The organism is Saccharopolyspora halophila (genome assembly GCF_039531955.1).
GTDB classification, from domain to species: Bacteria; Actinomycetota; Actinomycetes; order Mycobacteriales; family Pseudonocardiaceae; genus Saccharopolyspora; species Saccharopolyspora halophila.
On sequence record NZ_BAAARA010000008.1, the window covers coordinates 1 to 21,742 of the forward strand.

Consider the following 21,742-nt stretch of genomic DNA (forward strand, 5'->3'; position numbering starts at 1 on the left):
AGCCACTTCAAGGGGCCCGCATCAGGCCCGGCCCGGTTTCCCCGGTCCGCATCGCGCTGACCTGTAATACTCTACAGACCTCCATAACCCCCTGTTCACCCACCCCCCGCTTAGACGATCACCGCAGGTCATCGGCGGTTTTTCGGGCCGTTCGCGAGCTGAGCGGTTCTACGGCCTGCACGGCGAGTCGTGTCCCCGTTCGTGTGGTCATCGGCTGCCTCGCCCGCGCGCGAACGTTTCGTCGGTAGCCTGCCGGGCGAGCTGTCAGTCAGGGGGTAGCTAGTTGGACACTCCGATATACACCGAGCTCCGCAAGACGCTGATCGATCCGGAGGACAAGGACTGGGGGCAGAGCGCTCCGCCCGAGTTCGCTGCCGCACTGGACGAGCAGGGCCCATCGGCCCAATCCGAATCGCCCGCGCCCACCCGGCCGAGCGCGACCAGTACCGAGACCGGCAAGGGCAAGCGCTCTCGCGCGCGCAGTCACCGCGCGCAGGATTGACCGCGCCGAACGTCTACTACCTCGCTCGCTCGCACGCGCGCATGGGCGCTCGCGCGTGCGAGCGAGGTACGTACGCGCGATGCAGCGGTTCGCTTCCGCGGTCGGCCGACGAGGTTGCCGCACCGCGGGACGTACCCGTGAGCGCTGAACTGCCGCTGTCGCGCCACCCGGTGGCACCGCGTTGAAGGGATGAGCTGCCCGGTCGCGCGATGCGCGCCGAGGTGAGCCGGTCCCGTCAGTCCACAGCGGAGGAGAACAGCGGGAGCGAGACCGCGGGAACCTGCTCCGAATCCTCCGACTCGGACTTCTCGGCGTCGGCGGCGCCGTTCACCAGAACCGGCTCCGGCGTTTCGGTGCGCTCGGGATCCGGGGCTTCCACCGGCTGGGCGGGCGCCTCGACGTTCTCCGCCTTGAGCCGATCCCGGGTGCGCTGCGCCGCGCCGCGGATCTGCTCGGTGAGCTGCTTGTTCTCCTTGCGGACCCGCTCCTCCTCGCGCTCCTGCTGCTTGGAGGTACGCGGCTTCTCCTCTTTCGGGGAACGCGCGGCTTTGATGTAGCGATTGAGCACGGAGCGGAGCTGGTGCTCGTGACCCTCGTTGAGGTCGATTTCGTAGGTCACGCCATCCAGCGCGAAGGTGACGGTGTGTTTGGCTGGCGACCCGTCGATGTCATCGACCAGATCAACCTTAATCCGCTCGGCCATGATCACCTGTCTCGGGAACGCGCCCCGTCTCGATCCGCGACTTCGGTGTTGAGACTACTGCCAGCCCCTAACCACGTTGTAGCACGTTGGTTAGCAGATGTCTCGTACTCAACCATAGTCGAGCGCTCGGATCGACCGAAAACCACTCGGCGGATCGGGTGTGGAGCGCGGCCGGTGCGGGGCCGCTTCTAACGGACCGTAACCAGCTGCCCGGTTTGCCCGGAGGTAATACAGCGCACATCCGGGAAAATCACCGATGCCGGGTGGAGCATTCTTCGGCCGATCGTTTATCGTTCGCTCGCTCTTCGTCGCGCGTTGCGCGCGGAGAAGACTTGGATTCGAGCCGGAATCGAGGGTTTACCGTGGCGCAGAAAGTCACCGTGCAGCTGGTCGACGATGTCGACGGCACCACAGCAGACAGCACCGTCGAGTTCGCCCTGGACGGGGTGAGCTACCAAATCGACCTGTCCGACGAGAACGCCGCGAAACTGCGCGACTCGCTGGCCTCCTTCGTGGCCAACGCGCGTAAGACGGGCGGTCGCAAGAAGGTTGCCAGCAAGAGCAAGTCGAACACGCCGAGCACCGCGGACCGGGAACGCAACCAGGCGATTCGGGAATGGGCCCGGGGCCAGGGCATGCAGGTTTCCGACCGGGGTCGCATTCCGGCCGAGATCGTCGAGGCGTACGACAACGCTCAGTGAACGGTGGAAGCGGGCGACCGGAAGTCCTCCCGGACATTTCCGGCCGCCCGTTGAAAACCGCTGCGCGCGGTCAATAACAACCGGTAGCAACCCAGAACGTTGAGTGGTCGTCTCCGGTTGCTATTCATCGCTCGTCGACGAATCGCACGATTTCGGCCCGCGTCGGCATGGAACTGCTGGCACCGGGGCGTTGCACGGAAAGCGCGGCACCGGCGGATGCCAGTCGCATCGCGTCCGGCATCGAGGCCCCCTCCCCCAGCACCGCGCTGAGCACGCCGACGAACGTGTCGCCCGCGGCCGTGCTGTCCACGGCGTCCACGCGGTGGCTGGGCACCCGCACCTGAGCGCCGTCGCGGTTTCCGTACAGGCAACCGCGGGCGCCCAGGGTGATCACCACCTCGGGCACCTTGCGCAGCAGTTCCTCCAGCGCCTGGTCCGGGTCGGCGTTGCCGGTGAGCACCGCCGCCTCGTGCTCGTTGGGCACCAGCAGGTCGACGTTGGCCAGCAGGTCGGCGGGCAGCGGTGCGGCCGGAGCGGGTGTGAGCACGACCTTCACGCCGTTCCGGCGACCGGCCGCCGCTGCGGCCGCCACGCCCGGCAATGGCGTCTCCAGCTGCAGCAGCAGGCTGCCGCAGTCGGCCACGAGCTCCTCATCGCTGTCGTTGAACGTCTCCATGGCGTTGTTGGCCGCCGGGACCACGACGATCGAGTTGCCGCCTTCGTCGTCGACCACGATGTGCGCGGTGCCGCTGCGCCCCGGGATGGCGCGCAGCCCGGCCACGTCGACCCCGGAGGCGGTCAAGACCTTGCGGATCTGGGCTGCGAACTCATCGGTGCCCACCGCGCCGATCATGCTGGTGTAGGCACCGGCCTTGGCCGCGGCGATCGCCTGGTTCGCGCCCTTGCCGCCGGGCACGGTGTGAAACTCCCTCCCCATAACCGTCTCGCCCCGCCGGGGCGCGGTCGGGACGTAGGCCACCAGATCCATGTTGCAGCTGCCGAATACGGCCACAGAAGTCGTCACGGGCGACATCATCGGTCATTCGGACACACGCTTCAGCAGACGGGTCCCGCCGAGGGCGACGACGTACCATGACCGACCAGCAGTGCAGACCTGTCCTGGAACTCGTCTCGTGAGGCGGTGCCGGTAACGGAACCTGACACGCCCGCTGGCTCAGGGAGCCGAGACTCGTGCATGCTCACCGTTCCCGCCGGACGACGCGTCAGCCCGCGACGGCCGGACCCCGACGGCGGGCGGCAGGAGAGACCTAGGAAAGGGCGACGAGGACGTGGACTACGCGGTGACGGCGGAACTGGCCCCACCCGCACAGGCGGTGGAGCTGGACCCGCTGCAGCAGGAAGGGATTGCGGTCGTGCTGGACCGCAATCTCGCGCTGGTCGAGGGGGTCAGCGGGCCGGAGGCATCCGACATCGACGTGCTCGACTACCGAATCACCGTGCACCCGGAAGGCGCGAGCGTGCTGCTGGCCCTGGACGCCCCTTCACTGGTGGCCGCCGAGAACGGCGCCGCGTCCGTGCTCGACGAGCTCATCAGCGAATGCGACCTGCTGCCCGGCTGGACCGTGGCGCACTCCGAGGTGCGCATCACCGAGGACGAGTTCAACGAGCGGCTGGCCGCGGCCGAGGACGCCGATCCCGCCGACGAGCTGGAGATGGCCGTCGAGGAGGCCCTGGAATCCGCGCCCGGGCCGGACGCGGCGATGGACATCGAGCACTGGCGCAGCAGGCTCACCGATCTCGCGCACCGGCTGCGGGCCTTCGACCGGACCGCCTTCGGCCGGTCCGACGAATCCGCGGCGCTGTGCGCGGGTGCACTGGTGCACGCCGTGCGAGTGGTCACCGACGAGCTGTTCTACGACGAGCTCGCGCTGGCGGTGAACAACGCGACGGTCGCCGACGCGGTCGGGCTGCTGGTCCTCGAGGAGCTGCCGCCCTGCTACGACCACCGCTACGACGCGTTCTTCGCTCGCGCCTTCGTGCTGGCCTCGGGCGAGGTCGCGGTCCGGCTCACCTCCCCGGACTGGACGCCGCCGCGCAGCGTCGCCGAGGCGCTGGCGCTGCGGCTGATCATCAACGAGGCGCGCGTCGTCCTCGAGGCCGCCGAGCTCATGAACTGGGACGACAGCGAGCGGGTGTTCGCGGCGTTCGCCGAGCGGGCCTTCGGCGACCTCGACGTCGACGAGCTCTACGCGGTGGAACTGCCGATGGCCTCCGAGCTGGAACCCGAGCTCGTCGAGCAGGCCGCGAAGACCGAGGCCGACCTGCACAACCGGGGCCTCGCCTTCGACCAGTGGTTCACCCCGAAGGACGGTTCCCCCGGCGTGCACCCGTACCTGGACTCCCTCTGAGCGGACTCCCCGATACGACGGCGGTCCCGCCCGGCGCTCCGGGCGGGACCGTCCGATCGAGGGTTCAGCTCTGGTTGCGCACCGAGTACGGCGGGACCGTGGAGCCGATGAGGCTCGCGTCGTCGATGCTCTCCGGGCGGTAGGAGATGGTCGAGATGGAGTCCAGCATGACGTTGACGGGGTCGTCGATCGGCTCGACCCGGCCGAAGATGAACGACCACTCGTGCTCGTCGGAACCGAAGTAGACGACCGTCTCGAAGGCCGACTGGAAGCGGTTGTAGGCGCGCTTGAGAGTCTCGTTGCGCCACACGGTCGGACAGCCCGCCTGGAAGGCCAGCACGCCGCCCGCGGACAGCACGGACTGGCAGCGCTGCACGAACTCGAGGCCGTAGAGCCGGTTGTGCTGGCCGTCGTCGTCCTCGGCGCGCTCGTCCGGCAGGTCGACCACGACGATGTCGTAGCCCTCCGGCGGGGCGCTGTCCAGGAAGCTCCAGCCGTCGGCGTAGTGCAGCGCGATCGTGCCCTCGCCCTTCTCGGCCTTGGCGAGCTCATCCGGCGTGTAGCCGTAGGGCAGGTGCTCGGCGCACTTGGTCACGCACAGCTGGTCGATGTCGACGTGGTCGACCTGGGTGGCACCGGCGGCCACCGACATCTGGCTGGCCACGCCCTCGCTGGAACCGATGATCAGCACCCGCTCCACCTGCGTGGCCAGCAGGAACGCGGGCACCATCATGGCCTCGTGGTAGACCATCTGGGAGAACTCGGTGCTCTGCCGATCGTCGTCGCAGAACAGCGAGACGCCTTGTCCGGTCTTCCCGATGACCACGTGCTGGTAGGGGGTGTCGCCCTCCCAAAGCACCTCGTCGACCCGCCACAGGCGCTGCAGGTCGGCGCCCAACGGTTCCTTGATCCACCGGTGCCCGTCGAGTTCGATCAACGGTGCTCCTCCTGTTTTCCAGAGTTGAATTCCAACGGTGCGTCGGCTCTGCGCAGCACTAAATCATGCCGCTCGTGCGCGCACCCGGGACGCGAGTCGCCCGAAAGGCGTTTCGCCCCCACCTGAGCGACCGACGTCGCAAGCGCCGGCACGTCCGGTGCGAACGGCCGCGACGCCGCGCGCCGGCGTGGCTCTCGCAGCCGGGCGGGTGTCAGGCTCGGCCGCCCGCGCCACCACGCGGGACGGTCACGAACGTGGGCCTCAGAAGTCCTTGCCGCGACGAATGCTCTGCACGTTCTGCCCCGTGGGCTTGAGCGCGTCGGCCAGCAGGCTGACCGCCTTCTCCGGCTTCGCGGTGTGCCCGCAGGTGAACACGTCGATGAAGATCGACCCGTCCTCCGGGTAGGTATGCAGCGATGCGTGGGACTCCGACAGGAGAGCCAGGACCGTGACGCCCTGCGGCTCGAACCGCTCGGCGATCATCTGGCACACCGTCGCGTCCGATTGTTCGAGCGCGTTGTGCAGGACTTCTCGCAGGAATCGCTCGTCATCCAGCAGCTGCGGATCGACGCCCTCCAACTCCGCCAGAACGTGCGTACCGGTGAACAGGCCCACCGGCGCTGCAGTGTCAACGGACATCTATCAACCTCCCATCGTTTCGCAGATTCGTGTCGCAACGTCTGTTACCGCAGGACTACCCGTGCGGCCGCAGCAGATCACGCGCGCCGATCGCCATCGACGCAATAGGTGGGCAGCGGGGTGAACCCGTTGAAACCCACCGATGAATAGCTCGCCGTGTAGGCACCCGCGGAGAGCAGATCGACCGTGTCACCACCGCGCAGCGTGCGCGGCAGCTCGTAGCGGGCGTGCTGGTAGATCACATCGTCGCCGTCGCAGGTCGGGCCCGCCAGCACCACGGGTCCGGTCTCGTCGCCGTCCCGGCTGGTGCGCAGCCGGTAGGTGATGGCCTCGCCCTCGGTCTCGGCGAGGCCGTTGTAGCGGCCGATGTCGAGGTAGACCCAGCTGCGCTCGCCGTCGCAGGAGTCGGTGACCAGCACGACCTCGCTGCGCAGGACCCCAGCGTCGCCGACCAGGAACCGGCCGGGCTCGATCAGCAGCTCCGGCCGTTCGGCGAAGTTGCTCTCCAGGGACTTCTCGATGGCGTCGAGGTAGTCGGCCAGCGGCGGCGCGGTCTCGGTGTAGCCGGCGGGCAGTCCTCCGCCGAGGTTGACCATCCGCAGCCGCACGTCGTGCGCGGCGCAGTCCTCGAAGACGCGGCGAGCGGCGTCGATGCCGTGCTCCCACGCCTGCGGGTCGAGCTGCTGCGATCCGATGTGGAACGAGACGCCGCAGGGGTCCAGTCCCAGCTCGGCGGCCCGGCGCAGCAGCTGCGCGGCCTGCTCCGGGGTGCACCCGAACTTGCGGCCGAACGGGGTGCGCGAGCCGGCGTTGTCCACCAGGACCCGGCAGAAGACGCGCGAGCCGGGCGCGGCCTCGGCGATGTTGGCCAGGTCGGCGGCGCTGTCGGTGGCGAACAGCCGCACGCCCTGCTCGTGGGCCCTGGCGATGTCGCGGCGCTTCTTGATGGTGTTGCCGTAGGAGATCGACTCCGGTGCGGCTCCCCTGGCCAGGCACAGGTCGATCTCACCCGGGCTGGCCACGTCGAACGAGGCGCCCTGGGCCACGAGCTCACCGACGACGTCGGGGGTGGGATTGGCCTTGACCGCGAAGCAGATCCGGGCGTCCGGCAGGGCAGTGCTCAGCTGCTGGTAGCGCTGCCGCACCTGCGCGAGGTCCATGACCAGAAACGGGGTTTCGGGTCGCTGCTCGTCGAGGAAGCGCTGGAGGGCGCTGGTTCGCGCGGTGCCGCGGGGGCGGTCCGTCACGCCGGTGGCGGCGGACAGGTCGGACAATCCCGGTACCTCCGTATCAGGTGTGGACGGGGGGTCGCCGCTCGTTTCCCCAGCACGGCGAGGGATAACTGCGACCAAGCACGGTACCGCCTCGACCCCCGCGATTTCGAATCAACCTGACTCGTTCTGGGGCGTTGTGAGCACTCCCACCTGTTCAACGTTCGGGCTGCTCGAGGCGCAACGCCAGGTAGAAGTCCACGCGGGTCGGGAAATCGGCCAGATCGCGTCCGGTGAGCTGCTCGATCCGCTGGATGCGGTAGCGCAGCGTGTTGACGTGCACGTGCAGCTGCTGCGCGCAGCGGGACCAGGAACCGGAGTGCTCCAGGAACGCTCGCAAGGTGCGCACCAGGTCGGACCCGTGCGCTCGGTCGTAGGCGATGATCTCGGCGAGGAGTTTGGTCCGGTAGGAACGTCGCAGCTCGTCGGACGCGGCGGCCAGCAGCACCTCGTGGGAGGCGAGCTCGGCCGCCGCGGCGACCTCGGCGCGGCCGCGCCGCCCCTCGGCCAGCCTGCGCGCGTAGGCGGCCTCGTCGAGGGCACCGCGCAGGGCGCCCGCGTCGGTGATGTCGCTGACTCCCAGCGCGAGGCCGCGCTCGCCGATGCCGGGTTCGACGACGGCCACGATTCGGCGCAGCTCGTCCTCCAGGCCAGCGAGGTGCGCCCGGTCGTCGACGAACAGCGCGGTGGCTCCGTCGCCGAGCGGCGCAGTCACCGCGGGTAGTCCGGTGGCGGCGGCGATCTCGCGCAGCAAGGCGGTGGATTCGGCCTGCTCGCCCGAGGTCAGCGCGACGGCGCGCAGCGGCTCGTCGGCGGGCAGACCGGCCGTCTCCAGCCGGGCGGCGACCTCGGTGGGGCTGGAGGTGCCCGCGAGCAACCGGTGCAGGGCGGCCTCGACCGAGCGACCCGCGATGCGCCGAGCCTCGTCGATGCGGGTGCGCACGAGCGCGACCACGGTGCCCAGGTCGGCGGCCACCTCCTGCTGCTCGTCCCATCCCACCTCGGCGTGCCCCGCCAGGACGAACCAGCGGGCGGCTGGCGGTTCGGTGCCGGACTCCACCGGCCACAGCACGTGACCGCGGCAGCCCCGGGGCAGCGGCCCGGCCGCGAACTCGCGCAGCACGTGCGCGCGCAGGTCGTCGGGCAGCTCGCCGGTGCCCGCCACCTCCCAGCCCGCGGCGGAGAGCACCCAGCAGTCGCCGCCGATCTGCTCGGCGGCCATCCGCAGCACGCGATCCAGGTCCGCGCCCGCGGCCACGGCGGAGACGAGTTCCCGGCGCGGGGCGAAGCGCCGCTGGATGCGTTCGGCGAGGGTGTTGAAGCTGACCGCCACCGGCACCTCGAAGACGGGCAGGCCGTGCCTGCGGCAGGCCTCGACGAGGTCGGGCGGTGCGCTGCCCAGCCGCGCGGTGCCGGCGGCGAGACCTGCCACCCGCGCGTCGACCAGCGCCCGCACGAACTCCTCGGAATCCGCCGGGCCGGAGTGCCACACGAGACCGGAGAGCACGAGCTCGCCACCCGCGAGGTAGCGGCGGGGGTCGATGAGGTCGGTGATGTAGACGCCGCTCAACCGCCGGTCCAGCTGGTCCTCGCCGTTGAGCAGGACCAGCCCCAGCTCGCGGTCGGCGAGCAGATCCGCCAGCTGCACCACACCTCCTCGCGTGATCGCACGAACCGGCCGGTCGGGCGCATTTGTAGGAACATACAACTCACGCGGTTCGGCAGGAAGGTTTTTTCGGGTCATCGCCCGCTAGCCAGGGCCATCCCGGCGGTTGTGTACTGGGCCACATCAACGCACCGGCCCCCGGCCGATGGGAGAAGCAACAGTGGAATTCCTCCGCCCCGCCAGCTGGCGGGAAGCGCTCGAGGCCAAGGCCGCGCATCCCGACGCGACACCGATCGCGGGCGGTACCGATGTGATGGTCGAGCTCAACTTCGACCGGGCGCGCCCCGGTGCCCTGCTGGACCTCACCGCGGTGCCGGAGGCCGCCGAGTGGGCCCCGGACGGCTCCGAGCTCCGGATCGGTGCCGGGGTGCCCTACACCCGGCTGATCGACGAACTCGGCACGCACCTGCCCGGTCTGGCGATGGCGTCCCGGACCGTGGGTTCGCCGCAGATCCGCAACCGGGGCACGCTCGGCGGCAATCTCGGCTCCGCCTCGCCCGCCGGTGACGGCCATCCGCCACTGCTGGCCTCCGGAGCGAGCATCGAGGTCGAGTCGGTGCGCGGGAGCAGGGTGATCCCGGCCGAGGAGTTCTGCACCGCCCCGAAGCGCAACGCCCTGGAACCCGACGAGCTGATCGCCGCAGTGCGCATCGCGCCGGCGAGCGGGCCGCAGCAGTTCTCCAAGATCGGCCCGCGCAACGCGATGGTCATCGCGGTGTGCACCTTCGCCATCGCGCTGCACCCGGACGAGCAGCGGGTCGGCACCGGGATCGGCTCGGCCGCGCCCACGCCGATCCGGGCGCGCGAAGCCGAGGAGTTCCTGGCCGCGGAGCTGGACTGGAGCGGGCGCGGAGTGCTGCCCGACTCGGTGGCGAAGCGGTTCGGCGAGCTGGTGGCGCAGGTGGCGACACCGATCGACGACGTGCGCGGCAGCGCCGTCTACCGCAGGCACGCGCTGAGCGTGATGGCCCGCCGGACGCTCGGCTGGGCCTGGCACGAGCACTGCTCCGGGAGGCAGGAATGCGCCTGAAGTTCACCGTCAACGGACGCGAGCAGGAAGCCGACGACGTGTGGGAGGGCGAGAGCCTGCTCTACGCGCTGCGCGAGCGCCTCGGCCTGCCCGGTTCGAAGAACGCTTGCGAGCAGGGCGAATGCGGTTCGTGCACGGTCTACCTGGACGACGTCGCGGTGTGCTCGTGCATGGTCGCGGCCGGGCAGGCCCAGGGCCGCGAGGTCCGCACCGTGGAGGGCTTGGCCGACGGCGACCGGCTCGACCCGGTGCAGGAGGCCTTCGTCGAGGCCGGTGCGGTGCAGTGCGGTTTCTGCACACCGGGGCTGCTGGTGCAGACCCACGACCTGCTGGAGCGCACCGCGCAGCCGTCGGACGCCGAGATCCGCGAGTCGCTGGCGGGCAACCTCTGCCGCTGCACCGGCTACGAGAAGATCATGGACGCGGTCCGCGCGGCCGCCCGGCGCAAGGCGGCCGGGGATGGCTGAGCGGCTGATCATCGAGGGTGGCGCGGTGGCCGCCGTCGACGACGCGGGCACCGAGTTCGCCGAGGGCCACGTGGTCGTCGAGGGCGATCGGATCGCGGCGGTGGGGCCGGGCTCGGCCGAAGGGCCCGGCAGGCGGATCGATGCCACCGGATGCCTGGTCACGCCCGGTCTGGTCAACACCCACCACCACCTCTACCAGTGGGCCACCCGCGGCTACGCCTGCGACTCGACGCTGTTCGAGTGGCTGACCGAGCTGTACCCGGTGTGGGCGCGCATGGACGAGGAGTCGGTGCACGCGGCGGCCTCGGCGGGGCTGGCGCGGCTGGCGCTGTCCGGCTGCACCACGGCCGCCGACCACCACTACGTCTTCCCGCGCGGCGGTGGCGACGTGTTCGGGGCCGTGGTCGCGGCGGCCGAGCGGATCGGGCCGCGGCTGCACGCGGTGCGCGGCTCGATGGATCGCGGCGAATCGCAGGGCGGCCTCCCGCCGGACTCGGTGGTCGAGGACCGCGACGAGGCGCTCCGGGGCACCCAGCGCGCCATCGACGCCTTCCACGACCCGGATCCGGGTGCTCGGGTGCGCGTGGCGGCCGGCCCGTGCTCGCCGTTCTCGGTGTCCACCGAGCTCATGCGCGAGACCGCCGAACTGGCGCGCCGCAACGACGTCCGGCTGCACACCCACCTCGCCGAGACCACCGACGAGGAGGCGCAGTGCCTGGCCGAGTTCGGCAGGACCCCCGCCGAGTACGCCGAGGAGCTCGGTTGGCTCGGTCCGGACGTGTGGCTCGCGCACACCGTGCACCTGTCCGCCGCGGCGATCGACCGGCTCGCGGCCACCGGCACCGGCAGCGCGCACTGCCCGACATCGAACGGCAGGCTCGGCGCCGGTATCGCCCCGGTCCGCGGCCTGCTGGACGCGGGCGCCCCCGTCGGGCTGGGGGTCGACGGGGCCGCATCGAGCGAGGACGGCGGGCTCGGCGAGGAGATGCACCAGGCGCTGCTGCTCGCCCGGGCCGCCGGAGGTCCCCGCGCGCTGTCGGTGCGGGAGGCGTTGCGCCTGGCGACCCGCGGCGGCGCGCGCTGCCTCGGACGCGAGCGCGAACTCGGTGCGCTGGTGCCCGGGATGCTCGCCGACATCGCGGTGTGGCGGCTCGACGGGCTCGACCACACCGGCATCGCCGACCCGGTCGCGGCGCTGGTGCTCGGCGGGCTGCCGCAGGTGCGGCTGCTGCTGCGGGGCGGGACCGAGCTGGTCGCCGACGGACGTCTGACCACCGAGGCCGATCCGGCCGACGAACTCGCCCGGGCCGACGCCCGGCTGCGCCATCAGGAGGTGGCTTGATGATGGACGGAGCACCCGCGCGGACGCCGCAGCGGCTCGACGACACCATCGGCGGCGGCATCGGGGAATCCCCGACGCGCCCGGACGGTGCGCTGAAGGTGCGCGGTGAGTTCGCCTACTCCTCCGATCTGTTCGCCGAGGACATGCTGTGGGGAGCGACGCTGCGCAGCCCGCACCCGCACGCCCGCATCCGGTCGGTGGACATCGGACCGGCCCTGGCGGTTCCCGGGGTGTACGCGGTGCTCACCGCCGAGGACGTTCCCGGGCAGAACCTCTACGGCCTCAAGGAGGTGGATCAGCCGGTGCTGGCCGCCGACGTGGTGCGCTACGTCGGCGAGGCCGTCGCGCTGATCGCGGCCGATCACCCGGAGACCGCGCGGCGGGCGGCCGAGCGCGTCGAGGTCGACTACGAGGTCCTGGAGCCCGTCACCGACGCCGAGCGGGCCGCGCACGACGAGACCCTGCCGTCGCTGCACGAGGGCGGGAACGTGGTGCGCCACCAGCGGATCGTCAAGGGCGATCCGGAGGCGACCGCCGACGTCGTGGTCTCCGGCGTCTACACCGTCGGCATGCAGGACCAGGCGTTCCTCGGCCCGGAGTCGGGGCTGGCGATTCCGGCCGAGGACGGCGGGGTGGACCTGTACCTGGCCACTCAGGACCTGCACTCGGACCTCAAGCAGACCGCGCGGGCGCTGGGCCTGCCCCCGGAGCTGGTTCGGATGACCATGTCGGGCATCGGTGGCGCGTTCGGCGGGCGCGAGGACCTGTCCATCCAGGTGCACGTGTGCATGCTGGCCATGCACGTCGGCAAGCCGGTGAAGATGGTCTACGGCCGCGAGGAGTCCTTCTACGGGCACGTGCACCGGCACCCGGCCAAGATGTACTACGAGCACGGCGCCAACCGCGACGGCGAGCTCGTCTACGTCAAGGCCGCCCAGTACTTCGACGGCGGCGCGTACGCCTCGAAGACCCCCGTGGTGGTCGGCAACGCCACCACCCTGGGCGCCGGGCCGTACGCCGTTGCCAACGTGCACATCGAGGGCTGGGGCCTCTACACCAACAACCCGCCGTGCGGCGCGATGCGCGGGCTCGGTGCGGTGCAGCCGACGTTCGCCTACGAGTCGCAGATGGACAAGCTCGCCGCGGCGCTGGAGATGGATCCGGTCGAGCTGCGGGTGCGCAACGCGATCGCGCAGGGCGACTCGATACCCACCGGGCAGGTGGTCGACTCCCCCGCGCCGGTAGCCGAACTGCTGGAACGGGTTCGGGCGCTGCCGCTTCCCGCCGAGGTGAGCGGCGAGGACATCCGCGAGCTGCCCGGCGGGGCCTCCAACACCACGCACGGCGAGGGCGTGGTGCGCGGCATCGGCTACGGGGTGACGATCAAGAACATCTGCTACTCCGAAGGCGCCGACGACTTCTCGACCGCCCGGGTGCGCCTGCAGGTCGTCGGCGGGGAGCCGGCCGCCGTGGTGCACACCGCCGCCGCCGAGGTCGGGCAGGGCCTGGTGACCGTGCAGCAGCAGATCGCGCGCACCGAGCTCGGTCTGGAACGGGTGACCATCCATCCCAACGACACCTCGGTGGGCCCGTCCGGTTCCAGCTCGGCGTCGCGGCAGACCTACGTCACGGGTGGTGCCGTGCGCGCCGCCTGCACGGCGGTGCGGGAGGCGGTCTTCGAGCTGGTGACCGAGCGCTACGGCGCCTCGGCCGGACTGTCGCTGCAGGGCGGCAAGGTCGTCTCGGCGCACGGAGTGGTGGCCGACCTGGCCGAGGTGCTCGGCGACGAAGTCATCGAGCTGACCCGCGAGTTCCACCACCTGCCGACCTATCCGATGGATTCGGACGGGCGCAGCGAGCGGGTGCAGGTGCAGCACGCGTTCTCCGCGCACCGCGCGGTCGTCGACGTCGACACCGAGCTGGGCCTGGTCAAGGTGGTGCAGCTGGCCTGCTCGCAGGACGTCGGCAAGGCGATGAACCCGGACGCGGTGATCGGCCAGATCCAGGGCGGTTCGGCGCAGGGCCTGGGGCTGGCGGTGATGGAGGAGATCCAGGTCTCCGACGGGCGCATCCGCAATCCCTCGTTCACCGACTACTTGATCCCCACGATCCTGGACATGCCGCCGATGGAGATCGACGTCATCGAGCGCGCCGACGACAACGCGCCCTACGGGGTCCGCGGTGTCGGCGAACCGCCCACGATCTCCACCACGCCCGCCGTGGTCGCGGCCATCCGCGCCGCCACCGGCCGAGAGCTCGCGCACACTCCGGTCGCCCCGGAACACCTCATCTGACGACCGCCGAGAACCATTGGAGTGAACGGATGTCCGTGGACACCGCTACCGAGCCCGAACGCGTCTGGATGGGCCGGGCGATCGAACTGGCCACGACCAGCGTGGCTGCGGGCGGCGGCCCGTTCGGCGCGCTGATCGTGCGCGACGGCGAGATCGTGGCGACCGGCGCGAACCGGGTCACGACGGATCTGGATCCGACCGCGCACGCCGAGGTCACCGCGATCCGCAACGCCTGCCGGGAGCTGGGCGAGTTCAGCCTGCCGGGCTGCGTCCTGATCACCTCCTGCGAACCCTGCCCGATGTGCCTGTCCTCGGCCCTGTGGGCCCGGGTGGACCGGATCCTCTACGCCGCTGACCGGGCGGACGCCGCGGCGGCGGGCTTCGACGACCGGGCCTTCCACGAAGCCCTCCGGGATCCCGCCAAGCTCCCGGTCCCGGTGGAGCGCGTCAGCACCCCGGACCGCAACAACGCCTTCGACGCCTGGCTCGCGAAGGAAGACCGCATCGACTACTGACTCCGGCTCGTGCCGGAGCCCCGAACGCTCCGGAAACCGCGGCGACCCCGCGCACGCTGGGCTCACCGGTGATGACCGGGTCACCGGTGAGCACCGAAAACCGAAGGGATCCCCGGGGAAACCACCCGGCGATCTCCGCGGTGCACATCTGATGAACGCCCCGCTCTCGTACACGGCGCGTGCGCCGGGATTCGTGCTGCCCGGATAATCCGCCGTCTCCGTCCGATGGGGCTCCCACCGGCATGGGAGGACGCATGACCAAGCAGATATCCGCCGAGCGAACCGGCGCGCTGGACCACTTCTTCCGGATCACCGCACGAGGTTCGACGCTGTCCCGGGAGTTCCGGGGCGGTCTGACGACCTTCGTCGCGATGGCCTACATCGTGATGCTCAACCCGCTGATCCTCGGCTCGTCGGCCGATGCCACCGGGGCGCAGCTGTCCCCGGAGCAGCTGACCACCGCCACCGCCGCCACCGCGGGCGTGATGACCGTGCTGATGGGTCTGATCGGCAACGCACCGCTGGCGCTCGCCGCCGGGCTCGGCGTCAACGCGGTGGTGGCCTTCACCATCGCCCCCGAGATGACCTGGGCGCAGGCGTTCGGCCTGGTGGTGCTGGAAGGCGCGCTGATCGTCGCGCTGGCGCTCAGCGGAGTCCGGGAGAAGATCATCAACGCCATCCCGGACCCGCTGAAGGTGGCGCTGACCGTGGGCATCGGGCTCTACATCGCCCTGATCGGCCTGGTCAGCGCCGGGTTCGTGAGCCGCGTGCCGGACGCCAAGGACACCGACGTACCGGTGCAGATGGGCGAGGGCGGACACCTCGCCGGGATCCCGATCGCGGTCTTCTGCCTGACCCTGCTGGTCACGCTGGGCCTGCTCGCGCGCCGCACACCCGGCGCGATCCTCATCGGCATCGCCTTCGGCACCGTGCTGTCGATGATCGTCAACAGCACGCTGCAGGTCGCCCCTTCCGAATGGGGCACCATCGAGCCGAAGCTGCCCGAGCAGCTGGTGACGACTCCGGACTTCGGCCTGTTCGGGCAGGTGGACCTGTTCGGCGGGTTCGCGGCGGCCGGCGGCATCGCGGCCACCGTCTTCCTGTTCACCCTGGTGCTGTCCGGGTTCTTCGACGCGATGGGAACCATCACGAGCGTCTCCTCGCACGCCGGACTCACCCGCGACGGCAAGGTCGAGGGGATGGGCCGGATCCTGGCGGTCGACGGCGTCGCCGCGGCCGCGGGCGGGTTCTCGGGCTCCTCGCCCAACACCGTCTTCCTGGAGTCCGCCGCGGGCGTCTCCGAGGGCGCCCGCACCGGTCTGGCCAGCGTGGTCACCGGTCTGCTGTTCTGCGCCACGCTGCTGTTCACCCCGCTGGCCACGGTCGTTCCCGCGCAAGCGGCCGCTCCCGCGCTGGTCATCGTCGGCGGCCTGATGATGTCGCAGGTGGGCAGCATCCCGTGGAACGACCCGGACTACGTGCTGCCCGCCTTCCTCACGATCGCGGTGATCCCGTTCACGTACATGATCACCAACGGGATCGGCGCGGGCCTGATCGCCTTCACCGCGATCAAGCTGGCCCGCGGCAAGCCGCAGGAGATCGGCTGGCTGGTCGGCATCCTGTCGGTCGTCTTCGCCCTCTACTTCGGCGTCGAGGGTGTGCAGACCCTACTGGCCTGACCGACCGGGTGGTCCCACCAGGTACCGACCAGGCGATCCGTCCGTTTCGCCTGGTCGGTACCGGTGCGATCGGCCACCGGCGCGGCTGCGGGACGGGCCGGGAGGAGTAGCTTGGGCGGTGTGAGTGTTGCCGGTGTGGTGTTGGCCGCCGGGGCCGGGCGTCGCTTCGGGATGCCCAAGGCGCTGGTCGAGGTCCAGGGGAACCTGCTGGTGGATCGGGCCGCCCGAGCGCTCGGCGCGGGCGGGTGCGACCCGGTGCTGGTGATCCTGGGCGCGGCCGAGGACGAGGTCCGCGCGCGTGCCGAGCTGGAAGACGCCCGGATCGTGTCCAATCCGGAGTGGGCGACCGGGATGGGATCGTCGGTTCGGGTGGCGCTCGAAGCGCTCGCCGACACCGACGTCGACGCCGCGCTGGTGCTGCCGGTGGACATGCCCGGCATCGGTGCGGAAGCTGTGCGGCGCGTGGGCGCGCTAGCATCGCCTTCGGTGCTGGCGGCGGCTTCGCACCGGGGCAGGCGCAGCCACCCGGTGCTGCTGGGCAGGCAGCACTGGGCGGGTATCGCCGAGACGGCACGCGGCGACTCCGGGGCCAGGGACTACCTCAAGCCACGAACGGTGACCACGGTGTCCTGTGACGACATATCAGACGGCTTCGATGTCGACCGGCCTGAAGACCTGGAACGGACCGGCACGTAGAGTCGCGTAGCGGCCGGAACCCGCTGCGCAGCGTTTATTCCGGCCAACCGCCCGAGCAGTGCGCAAGCGGAGGCAGCAATGGCAAACACGCACATCACGGTGAACTACGTGCCCACGGGCAACGACTGGGAGGTCACCGTCGCCGGCGGCGAGGACCAGAAGACGGTTCGCGCCCCCGGACTCATCGCCGCGCGCGACCAGGCCGAACAGCTCGTCGACGAGATCGCGCCGACCAAGGCGGGCCGGGTGGTCATCCACCTGCTCAACGGCGACGGCTTCGCCTTCACCACCGCCTACTTGCAGGCTCGGCACGGTCTTTCCGACGAGGCCACCCAGCAGGCCGCCCGCGCCGCGGTGGGCCACGCCAACAACGTGCCCGCGACGTGATCCTTCCCTTACTCGGTTGAACATGACCGCGAATCCCGACGTGCACAGTGGACCGATCCGGCAGGACACTTAGGATGTCCGTCGTGAACGCGCCGACGAGTAGTGCACGCGAGGAGGAAACCGCGGTGGCCAGCCCTGAACCGAGCCAGCAGGCCGCCGGACGCGGACGCCCGCGGGACGCCTCGCGCGATGCCGCCCTGCGCCAGGCCGCGCTGGAAGTGCTGGCCCAGGTGGGATATCGCGCGCTGACCATGGATGCCGTGGCCAATCACGCGCGCGCGGGCAAGGCCACCATCTACCGGCGCTGGGACTCCAAGCTCGACCTGGTCATCGACACCTGCAACGAGCTGGTGCAGCGCCGCATCCCGGAACCCGATCTCGGCTCGGTCTCCGAGGATCTCGGCGAGTTCCTGCGGTCCTTCGCGACGCTGCTGACCGGTCCGGTCGGCAAGGCGGCGCAGGCGCTGGTCGGCGAACTACCGCACGAGCCGGAACTGGCCACCAAGTTCCGCGAGTCGTTCCTGCTCCCGCAACGCGACACGATGCGCAAGATCATCGAGCGGGGCGTGCAGCGCGGCGAGATCAACCCCGGGGCACCGATCGACACGGTGGTGGAACTCGCGGGAGCGGGCCTGATCTACCGGCTGATGCTCGCCGACGAACCCCTGGACACGAACTTCGTGGACCGGCTGGTCGGCGAAGCCCTGGTCCCGCTCCTGCACAGGTGAAGGTGTTCTGGGGACCGCGCCAGCCCCCAGAACACCGGGTGCTACCGGAACAGCTTGCGGACCACCGCTGCGGTGACCAGCACACCGACCCCGATCAGCGCGTAGCGCACCTTGGGGTCGTTCAACTTCTCCGCCACACCGGCCTTGCCTGCATCAACGAAACGCTGCGGGTTCGCCTTGACGCTCAGTTCGTCCAGCGTGGCCGCCAGCGCGTCACGCGCCTGCTCGATGTCACGCTCGATGGCGTCTTGATCACGGGCCACGTGTCCTCCTCACCTTCACCTGGCTGCCAGCAGCGTAGTTCACCGCCCCCGACACGCCACGCCGACGGCGCGCGTGTCCGCGAACGAGTGTGCGCCGGGGCACGAAGAACAAGATCGCACCCCGCGCTAGGGTGTGCACAGCGGGGGCCGTAGCCCAATTGGCAGAGGCACTAGGTTTAGGTCCTAGCCAGTGTGGGTTCGAGTCCCACCGGCCCCACCGAATCCTTCCCGACCGCCCGCTTCACCCATCGGCTCGTTCCAGCACGAGGTGTCCCCGCGGCCCGAGCGGCGTGGAGATGGTCCAGAACGGATCGGGACCCCGCCCGGAGGACGTGGTCGGCCCCGCGGGGCCGCGACGGGGTGAAGCGGCGGTAGTTCCACCGGGGACAGGCTTGATCCGGCGGCCACCGCGTCCCCGGCCACGACGCGAACGCCATTCCGGGCAAACGCGCCGCGACGGGCGCAACCGCCGCGGACTAACGGTTCGCCGCACCCCGATCCCGCAGTTTTCCCGCGTCCGCCGAAACTCCTCGACCGCCCTCTCCGGCGCGGCATTTCCCTCCTCGGGAAGGTCATTCTCGCACTCGATCACCAGGGCGGCTCGGATCGTGCAGATCGTCAACGCACGAACGGGGATTTCCCGAGCCGACCAGCGCGAGCGACCACAGCGAAGGACCGCCGAGCAGGGCCGCTCCGATGCCTCCCTCCGCTGCATCCACCGCTCTCCACTAGCGGTGTTGAACAGCGCAGACGATCCCCGCTCGCTCGCTTCCGCGCGATGTCGGGGCAGTCGGCGGAGGCCGCACCGAGAAGAACGGGCCACCCGGCCGGAGCTCACCATTCGTGTTCGTCCGAATTCCTAGGACGCGGGCGGACATGACCCTTTTTTCGCGCCCGCTTTCCGCCCTCGCCCAGGGCTAAACACACGGAGTCACACCAAGAGGGCTTCCCTCACCAATTCGAATTAGGAATGGGCCGCGATCCTGCACGGAAAGCGCTCGGCGCCCGGTTAGTCGGGCCTTAGTTCGAATTTGACGGACTTCGCACGCAAGAGTGCACTGGTGGTATGCGCATGGCGACTCGTCGGGACGTCGTTGCTGTGGGCCCGCCCGGTGCGGCCGCATCCGAGCACGCGGGCGACGGCGGCCACGCGTCCGACGATTCCGAGGTCATGCCCAGGGGCTAGCGCCGGAGCGTTCGGCACGAGCCCGAAGAGTCCTGAACGGCCGAGCCCACCTCAGGAAGGACGGCAAGCATGGCTGACAAGAGCCCCAAGCCCCCGACGACCACCGACGCCGGTATCCCGGTCTCCAGCGATGAGCACTCGTTGACCGTCGGCCCGAACGGGCCGATCCTGCTGCAGGACAACTACCTCATCGAGCAGATGGCGCAGTTCAACCGGGAGCGCATCCCGGAGCGCCAGCCACATGCCAAGGGCAGCGGGGCGTTCGGCCGCTTCGTGGTCACCAACGACGTCAGCGCCTACACCAAGGCGGCGGTGTTCCAGCCGGGAGCCGAAACGGACGTGATGCTCCGGTTCTCCACGGTCGCGGGCGAGCGCGGTAGCCCGGACACCTGGCGCGACCCGCGCGGCTTCGCGGTGAAGTTCTACACCAGCGAAGGCAACTACGACATGGTCGGCAACAACACGCCGGTCTTCTTCGTCCGCGATCCGATGAAGTTCCAGCACTTCATCCGCTCCCAGAAGCGGCGGGCGGACACCAACATGCGCGACAAGAACATGCAGTGGGACTTCTGGACCCTCTCGCCGGAGTCGGCGCACCAGGTCACCTGGCTGATGGGCGATCGGGGCATCCCGAAGACCTGGCGCCACATGAACGGCTACTCCAGCCACACCTACATGTGGGTCAACGGCGAGGGCCGGAAGTTCTGGGTGAAGTACCACTTCAAGACCGACCAGGGCATCGACTTCCTCACCCAGGAGCAGGCCGACCACCTGGCCGGCGCCGACGGCGACTACCACCAGCGCGACCTCTACGAGTCGATCGAGCGGGGCGACCACCCCAGCTGGACGCTGAAGATGCAGATCATGCCGTTCGAGGATGCCGAGAACTACCGGTTCAACCCGTTCGACCTGACCAAGGTGTGGCCGCACGGCGACTACCCGCTCATCGAGGTCGGCAAGCTCACGCTGGACCGCAATCCCACCGACCACCACACCGAGATCGAGCAGGCCGCGTTCGAGCCGAACAACCTGGTCCCCGGCATCGGTCCCAGCCCGGACAAGATGCTGCTGGCCCGACTGTTCTCCTACGCCGACGCGCACCGCGCCCGACTCGGCGGCAACTACAAGCAGATCCCGGTGAACTCGGCCCAGTGCCCGGTGCACAGCTACAGCAAGGACGGCGCGATGCGGGTCCAGAAGGTCGCGGACCCGGTCTACGCGCCGAACTCCTACGGCGGCCCGGAAGCCGACACCGCCCGCTACGGCGAACCGGCGGGCTGGCAGACCAGCGGCGAGATGGTGCACGCCGCCTACACCAAGCGCCGCGACGACGATGACTTCGGTCAGGCGGGCACGATGGTGCGCGAGGTGCTGGACGACGCGTCCCGGGCCAGGCTGGTCTCCAACGTCGCCGGGCATCTCCTGGACGGCGTCACCGAGCCGATCCAGCAGCGCGCCTTCGAGTACTGGCGCAACATCGACGAGGACATCGGCAAGCGGATCGAGCAGGCCGTCCGCAACGGCGGCTGACGCGCGACCGAGAGGAGTCCCCGAGCGCCCGGCGTTCGGGGACTCCTCTGTTGTGCGGGGCCTCGCCCCCGAGCTCAGCGCGGCGCGTGCAGCCGCCGGTGCAGTTCGCGCACCTCGTCGGCGAACTCCGGCACCGGCCCCTCGACCACCACGTCCGGGGCCACCTCGGTGATCGGCAGGGCGCGGACCGGCGCGGCCGGCGCCCCCAGCTCGCCCAACCAGCCGGCGAGCTGCGCCGAGGAGGTCGCGTAAACGATGCGGCCGAGCCCGACCCAGGCGTGCGCGGCCGCGCACATCGGGCAGTGCTCACCGGAGGTGCAGACGGTCGCACTCGCCCGCTCCCCGGGCGCCAAGTTCTCGGCCGCCCAGCGGGCCAGCGCGAACTCCGGGTGGCGGGTCGGGTCGCCACCGGCCACCCGGTTGCGGTCCTCGGCGAGCGCGAAACCGTCCGGCCCCACCAGCACCGAACCGAACGGCTCATCGCCCGCCTCGAGCGCCTCGGTGGCCAGCTCGACGCAGCGCCGCAGGTGCATCAGGTCAGCGTCGTCCACGTGCTGATCGTATGCGGCAACGCCTCCCGCGGCCGTCCCCGCTTTGAACGAGAGGTTCCCGAGCCCGTCGCCCGCGAGCGGAGCTTTTCGAGGAAGGGAACCTTCCTGTCACCCCCGGCCACCATCCGGTGGGAGAAAGCGGCCCTCGACCGGTGAGAGCTTCCCCGCACGCCCCAGAGCCCGCGGAACGGAGACCATCATCGCCTCCGCCCGCGTACGTCCAGACGCGTACGCGGTGCGCGAGCGTCGATGGATGTGGCTGCGGGTCCGGGCGGCCTAGCGTTCT

Annotated in this window: 21 protein-coding genes and 1 tRNA gene; 14 read left to right on the forward strand and 8 right to left on the reverse strand. The window is 70.3% G+C overall.

Annotated elements, in window-relative coordinates:
- Positions 1-283: 283 nt before the first annotated feature.
- The gene (locus ABD289_RS12520; RefSeq protein ID WP_344130603.1) at positions 284-502 is read left to right on the forward strand and encodes a hypothetical protein; all 219 of its coding nucleotides are present in this window, start codon (positions 284-286) and stop codon (positions 500-502) included.
- Between the two features lie 235 nt (positions 503-737).
- Here the strand turns inward: ABD289_RS12520 and ABD289_RS12525 are convergent, their stop codons facing one another.
- Entirely contained in the window at positions 738-1,205 is a 468-nt protein-coding gene (locus tag ABD289_RS12525) for a histone-like nucleoid-structuring protein Lsr2 (RefSeq protein ID WP_344130606.1), read from the reverse strand.
- Positions 1,206-1,567: 362 nt separating this feature from the next.
- Between ABD289_RS12525 and ABD289_RS12530 the strand changes: the two genes are divergently transcribed.
- Complete coding sequence (locus ABD289_RS12530; protein WP_344130609.1) at positions 1,568-1,906, forward strand: histone-like nucleoid-structuring protein Lsr2; 339 nt, start codon at positions 1,568-1,570, stop codon at positions 1,904-1,906.
- A 124-nt stretch (positions 1,907-2,030) separates the two neighbouring features.
- On the opposite strand, the gene rbsK is transcribed toward ABD289_RS12530, so the two are convergent.
- Positions 2,031-2,930, reverse strand: a complete 900-nt coding sequence (gene rbsK, locus ABD289_RS12535) for a ribokinase (RefSeq protein ID WP_344130612.1) — start codon at positions 2,928-2,930, stop codon at positions 2,031-2,033.
- Between the two features lie 277 nt (positions 2,931-3,207).
- Between rbsK and ABD289_RS12540 the strand changes: the two genes are divergently transcribed.
- Positions 3,208-4,275 carry a hypothetical protein gene (locus tag ABD289_RS12540; protein ID WP_344130615.1) on the forward strand — a complete coding sequence of 356 codons (1,068 nt, stop codon included), beginning with the start codon at positions 3,208-3,210 and terminating at the stop codon, positions 4,273-4,275.
- Positions 4,276-4,339: 64 nt separating this feature from the next.
- On the opposite strand, the gene ABD289_RS12545 is transcribed toward ABD289_RS12540, so the two are convergent.
- The 4 genes from ABD289_RS12545 to ABD289_RS12560 form a co-directional block, all read right to left on the reverse strand.
- Complete coding sequence (locus ABD289_RS12545; RefSeq protein ID WP_344130618.1) at positions 4,340-5,212, reverse strand: spermidine synthase; 873 nt, start codon at positions 5,210-5,212, stop codon at positions 4,340-4,342.
- A gap of 261 nt (positions 5,213-5,473) precedes the next feature.
- Positions 5,474-5,851, reverse strand: a complete 378-nt coding sequence (gene speD / locus ABD289_RS12550; protein ID WP_344130621.1) for an adenosylmethionine decarboxylase — start codon at positions 5,849-5,851, stop codon at positions 5,474-5,476.
- A gap of 77 nt (positions 5,852-5,928) precedes the next feature.
- The gene (locus ABD289_RS12555; RefSeq protein ID WP_344130624.1) at positions 5,929-7,125 is read right to left on the reverse strand and encodes a type III PLP-dependent enzyme; all 1,197 of its coding nucleotides are present in this window, start codon (positions 7,123-7,125) and stop codon (positions 5,929-5,931) included.
- A 154-nt stretch (positions 7,126-7,279) separates the two neighbouring features.
- Positions 7,280-8,770 carry a PucR family transcriptional regulator gene (locus ABD289_RS12560; protein WP_344130627.1) on the reverse strand — a complete coding sequence of 497 codons (1,491 nt, stop codon included), beginning with the start codon at positions 8,768-8,770 and terminating at the stop codon, positions 7,280-7,282.
- Positions 8,771-8,948: 178 nt separating this feature from the next.
- On the opposite strand from ABD289_RS12560, the gene ABD289_RS12565 reads away from it, so the two are divergent.
- The 9 genes from ABD289_RS12565 to ABD289_RS12605 all read left to right on the forward strand — a co-directional run bounded on the left by ABD289_RS12565 (position 8,949) and on the right by ABD289_RS12605 (position 17,926).
- Positions 8,949-9,818 (forward strand): FAD binding domain-containing protein, encoded by an 870-nt coding sequence (locus tag ABD289_RS12565; RefSeq protein ID WP_344130629.1) that lies wholly within the window; start codon positions 8,949-8,951, stop codon positions 9,816-9,818.
- On the forward strand, positions 9,809-10,285 hold the full coding sequence (locus ABD289_RS12570; protein WP_344130631.1) for a (2Fe-2S)-binding protein: 477 nt from the start codon (positions 9,809-9,811) through the stop codon (positions 10,283-10,285). The genes ABD289_RS12565 and ABD289_RS12570 overlap by 10 nt, the downstream gene beginning before the upstream one ends.
- On the forward strand, positions 10,278-11,627 hold the full coding sequence (locus ABD289_RS12575; protein ID WP_344130634.1) for an 8-oxoguanine deaminase: 1,350 nt from the start codon (positions 10,278-10,280) through the stop codon (positions 11,625-11,627). Before ABD289_RS12570 ends, ABD289_RS12575 begins: the two co-directional genes overlap by 8 nt.
- Entirely contained in the window at positions 11,627-13,921 is a 2,295-nt protein-coding gene (gene pucD / locus ABD289_RS12580; protein WP_344130637.1) for a xanthine dehydrogenase subunit D, read from the forward strand. Before ABD289_RS12575 ends, pucD begins: the two co-directional genes overlap by 1 nt.
- 29 nt (positions 13,922-13,950) lie before the next feature.
- Positions 13,951-14,436, forward strand: coding sequence for a nucleoside deaminase (locus ABD289_RS12585; protein WP_344130640.1), 486 nt, complete (start codon positions 13,951-13,953; stop codon positions 14,434-14,436).
- A gap of 254 nt (positions 14,437-14,690) precedes the next feature.
- Positions 14,691-16,115, forward strand: a complete 1,425-nt coding sequence (locus tag ABD289_RS12590) for an NCS2 family permease (protein WP_344130643.1) — start codon at positions 14,691-14,693, stop codon at positions 16,113-16,115.
- A gap of 120 nt (positions 16,116-16,235) precedes the next feature.
- Positions 16,236-16,811, forward strand: a complete 576-nt coding sequence (locus tag ABD289_RS12595; protein WP_344130646.1) for a nucleotidyltransferase family protein — start codon at positions 16,236-16,238, stop codon at positions 16,809-16,811.
- 78 nt (positions 16,812-16,889) lie between these two features.
- On the forward strand, positions 16,890-17,198 hold the full coding sequence (locus ABD289_RS12600) for a hypothetical protein (RefSeq protein ID WP_344130649.1): 309 nt from the start codon (positions 16,890-16,892) through the stop codon (positions 17,196-17,198).
- Between the two features lie 125 nt (positions 17,199-17,323).
- The gene (locus ABD289_RS12605; protein WP_344130653.1) at positions 17,324-17,926 is read left to right on the forward strand and encodes a TetR/AcrR family transcriptional regulator; all 603 of its coding nucleotides are present in this window, start codon (positions 17,324-17,326) and stop codon (positions 17,924-17,926) included.
- Between the two features lie 41 nt (positions 17,927-17,967).
- On the opposite strand, the gene ABD289_RS12610 is transcribed toward ABD289_RS12605, so the two are convergent.
- Positions 17,968-18,189 (reverse strand): DUF3618 domain-containing protein, encoded by a 222-nt coding sequence (locus tag ABD289_RS12610; RefSeq protein WP_344130656.1) that lies wholly within the window; start codon positions 18,187-18,189, stop codon positions 17,968-17,970.
- 143 nt (positions 18,190-18,332) lie between these two features.
- Between ABD289_RS12610 and ABD289_RS12615 the strand changes: the two genes are divergently transcribed.
- Together ABD289_RS12615 and ABD289_RS12620 are read left to right on the forward strand one after the other, a co-directional pair.
- Positions 18,333-18,406: transfer RNA gene (locus ABD289_RS12615), tRNA-Leu, on the forward strand.
- Between the two features lie 1,038 nt (positions 18,407-19,444).
- Positions 19,445-20,905, forward strand: coding sequence for a catalase (locus tag ABD289_RS12620; protein ID WP_344130659.1), 1,461 nt, complete (start codon positions 19,445-19,447; stop codon positions 20,903-20,905).
- A gap of 74 nt (positions 20,906-20,979) precedes the next feature.
- Here the strand turns inward: ABD289_RS12620 and ABD289_RS12625 are convergent, their stop codons facing one another.
- Positions 20,980-21,438, reverse strand: coding sequence for a nucleoside deaminase (locus tag ABD289_RS12625; protein ID WP_344132010.1), 459 nt, complete (start codon positions 21,436-21,438; stop codon positions 20,980-20,982).
- Positions 21,439-21,742 lie beyond the last annotated feature (304 nt).